The organism is Roseisolibacter sp. H3M3-2 (genome assembly GCF_029211165.1).
GTDB lineage: Bacteria > Gemmatimonadota > Gemmatimonadetes > Gemmatimonadales > Gemmatimonadaceae > Roseisolibacter.
Genome location: NZ_JARGEK010000468.1, coordinates 1 through 3,057 on the forward strand (window position 1 = coordinate 1; position 3,057 = coordinate 3,057).

Here is a 3,057-nt window from a genome sequence, read left to right on the forward strand (position 1 = left end):
TTGCCGCACCTGCAGCGCGCGCTCGCGCTCGACGCGCGCCGCGACGCGGTGGGCGGGTGGGCGGTGGCGTACCTCGGGAAGGCGCGCTTCGCCGTCGGCGACACGGCCGGCGCCCCCGTCGCGCTCGACGACGCGGCGGGACACCGCCCCACCGCGCGGCTGGCCGCCGTGCTGGCGACCGACCGCCGGCTGTACGGCTTCGACTCGACGTTCGCGCGCTGGCGCACGATCGAGACGCCGCACCTGCGGCTGCGCGTGAGCCCCGCCGCGCCGATCCTCGACCTCGAGGCGTTCGCGGCGGCGCGCGAGGCGGCGGCGGTGCGCATCGCGGCCACGCTCGGCGACACCGCGGCGGCCGCGCGCCCCAAGCGCGTCGACCTGTTCGTGTGGGACTCCGACCGCGAGGCGCGCGCCGCCGGGATGCCGCGCGTGCACTTCGCGCGGCCGGCGGTCGGGCTGTCGCACCTCACGTGGGACCAGACCGTGGGGCACGAGATCGCGCACGTCATCGCCTTCCGCGCGGTGCGCCCCGAGGTCGCGGCGCCGCTGGTGACCGAGGGGCTCGCGGTCTGGCTCGACGGGAGCGGCGACGACCGCATCGGCGAGGCGGCGGCGGCGCTGGCCGGCGCCGGGCTGGCGCGGGCGGACGTGCGCGCGCTGTGGGCCGACTGGCGGCGCCTCCCCGAGGGCGTGGCCTACCCGGTGGCCGGCGCCGTGGTCGACGCGCTGGCGCGCGAGGGCGGCGCGGCCGCGCTGCGCACGCTCCTGCGCGACCAGACGCTCGCGGCGGCGCGGCGCGTGTACGGGACGCCGCTCGACGGCTGGCTCGATCAGGTCGAGGAGCGGATCGCCGCCCGCACCGCGGCGCTGGTCGCCCAGCGGTCGCTCGGGGGCGCGTCCCCCCGCTGAGCCCCCGAACGGCCATTGCGTCCCGGACGCGCGCCATTATCTTAGTACTGAGACAATCACCGGAGGCTTCCATGACCGTCCACGCGATCCACCACGTCACCGCGATCTCCGGCGAGGCGCGCCGCGTGCTCGACTTCTACGTCGGCGTGCTCGGGATGCGGCTGGTGAAGCGCACGGTGAACTTCGACGACCCGGGCGCCTACCACTTCTACTTCGGCGACGAGGCCGGCTCCCCCGGCTCGCTGTTCACCGTCTTCCCGTGGGCGAACGGGCGGAAGGGGCGCGTCGGCGCCGGGCAGGCGGCCGAGACCGCGCTGGCGATCCCGCCGGCGTCGCTCGGGTTCTGGCTCGACCGGCTGGCGGCGCACCGCGTCGCGCACGAGCTGCCGGCGCGGCGCCTCGCCACGCTCGGCGCCGACGGCGGCGAGACGGTGGTGACGTTCGCCGATCCCGACGGGATGCGCCTCGCGCTAGCGACCGACCCGCGCGTCGCCGACCTCCCGGGGTGGACTGCGGGCGGCGACGCCGCAATCCCCGCCGAGCACGCGATCCGCGGCGTCTTCGGCGTGACGCTGTGGGTGGAGGACGCCGCCGGCGCCGCCGGGCTGCTGGAGGGCCCGATGGGGTGGCGGCGCGCGGGCGCCGAGGGGACGACGACGCGGCTGGTGGCCGACGGCGCGGCGCTGGGGCGCGTGGTCGACGTGCGCGACGTGCGCGGCTTCTGGGGCGCGGCCGACGGCGTGGGGAGCGTGCACCACGTGGCGTTCCGCGTCGCCGACGCCGACGCGCAGCGCGCGCTGACCGACGCGGTGACGGCGGCCGGCGTCCACGCGACCGCGGTGCGCGACCGGCAGTACTTCCAGTCGGTGTACTTCCGCGCGCCGGGCGGGGTGCTGTTCGAGCTGGCGACCGACGGCCCGGGCTTCGCGGTCGACGAGCCGCTGTCGGCGCTCGGCGAGTCGCTGCGCCTGCCGCCGCAGTTCGAGGCGCACCGCGAGGCGATCGCGGCCGCGCTGCCGACGCTGGAGCGGGAGCCGGCCGGGGCCTGACGCGCGGGCGCGCGCCGGGACGCGGGTTGCCCGGGCGGGGGCGGGGGCGCAACGTTGCGCACCCCTCCCCCGCCCTTCGCGCGCCCTCCGCATGTCGTCCCCCCGCCCCTGCCCGCGCTGCGGCGCCGAGCTCTCCGCCTCGGCGCGCTTCTGCTCGGGGTGCGGGCAGCCGGCGGAGGCGGAGGGCGCCGAGGACCACCTGCTGGCGCGCCTGCGCTCGGCCACGCTCGGCGACTACGACGTGGTGCGCGAGCTGGGGCGCGGAGGGATGGCCGCCGTCTACCTGGCCTGGGACGTCGAGCTCGCGCGCTACGTCGCCATCAAGGTGATGTTCCCCGAGCTGGCGGGGCGCGACACGATGCCGCAGCGCTTCCTGCAGGAGGCGCGCACCGCGGCGAACCTGGACGACCACCCGAGCGTGGTGCGCGTGTACCGCGCGAAGGAGAGCCAGGGGCTGCGCTTCTTCGTGATGCGCTACATCGACGGCTGCTCGCTGGAGGCGCTGCTGGCGGCGCGCGGCGCGCTGCCGGTCGGCGTCGCGTGCCACGTGCTGGCGCAGGTCGCGTCGGCGCTCGACCACGCGCACCGCCGCGGCGTCGTGCACCGCGACGTGAAGCCGGCCAACGTGATGCTCGACCGCGCCGGCGGCGTGACGGTGACCGACTTCGGCATCGCCAAGGTCGCGCAGGGAGAGCAGCTCACGCGCACGGGCTTCGCGATCGGGACGCCGGGGTACATGAGCCCCGAGCAGTGGCGCGTCGAGACGCTGACGAGCGCGTCGGACCAGTACGCGCTGGGCGCGGTCGCCTACGAGCTGCTGACGGGGCGCGCGCCGTTCGCGGGGTCGCTGTGGGAGATGCAGCAGCGGCACATCATGGACGCGCCGGCGCCGCTGCGCGCGCTGCGCCCCGACGTGCCGCCCGCGCTGGAGGCGGCGGTGCTGCGCATGCTGGCGAAGGAGCCCGCCGAGCGGTGGCCGTCGCTGGGCGCGCTGACCGCGGCGCTGCCGCTCGGCGCGCACGGCGGGGCCGAGGCGGCGCTCGAGGCGCTGGCGGCGCTCGAGAAGTCGGAGGCCAAGCGGTCTTAGGAAGACAAATCG

Annotated in this window: 2 protein-coding genes and 1 pseudogene; all 3 read left to right on the forward strand. The window is 77.4% G+C overall.

The window, feature by feature from the left end:
• Positions 1-909 (forward strand): annotated as a pseudogene (locus PYV61_RS23115) (hypothetical protein); the annotation flags it as partial.
• A 71-nt stretch (positions 910-980) separates the two neighbouring features.
• Entirely contained in the window at positions 981-1,958 is a 978-nt protein-coding gene (locus PYV61_RS23120; RefSeq protein WP_275836137.1) for a ring-cleaving dioxygenase, read from the forward strand.
• Positions 1,959-2,049: 91 nt separating this feature from the next.
• Positions 2,050-3,045: a serine/threonine-protein kinase gene (locus PYV61_RS23125; RefSeq protein ID WP_275836139.1), complete on the forward strand. Its 996-nt coding sequence runs from the start codon at positions 2,050-2,052 to the stop codon at positions 3,043-3,045.
• Positions 3,046-3,057: the final 12 nt, after the last annotated feature.